General features: G+C 44.0%; 1 pseudogene. It reads right to left on the bottom strand.

Going from position 1 to position 480, the window contains the following annotated elements:
* Nucleotides 1–39: 39 nt before the first annotated feature.
* Nucleotides 40–480 (bottom strand): annotated as a pseudogene (locus ACXAC4_RS26610) (glycogen/starch/alpha-glucan phosphorylase); the annotation flags it as partial.

Below are 480 nucleotides of genomic sequence, written 5' to 3'. Positions count from 1 at the left end.
AAGGTTAACGACGGTTAGATTCACCTCTTACACAGCACCTAGCCTTAATGTATTAACAATGTCATTTTTATAACCAGGAATTGGCACATCGTAAGGCACAGCAAGAACATCCTGAGTGTTCACCCACGCTCTATGTGTTCTTCCATGTTTATCGACATATGACTCAACATGGCCAAAGAACTTAACTCGCTTTGACTGTTCTGGCGCACTCAGCTCCCAAGGGTGTCCTTCTCGTAACCAGTTGTCAGGATGCTCGACTTGATAACCGTTTTCGATAGATTGGTTAAACATGCCATATTCATAACGAATACCATACCCAACAACCGGAAGCGCTAGACTGGCACAACTATCTAAAAAACATGCAGCAAGTCGACCTAAGCCTCCATTGCCAAGGCCAGCATCATGCTCTGCACTAGGTGCTGTGTAAGAGGTGAATCTAACCGTCGTTAACCTTAGCAATACGTTAACTGAGTTATTACA

This window comes from Pseudoalteromonas sp. AWM4_233 (assembly GCF_056158285.1).
The sequence above is the reverse complement of the archived record's forward strand: the minus strand, read 5'-3'. Positions and strand labels throughout refer to the sequence as shown.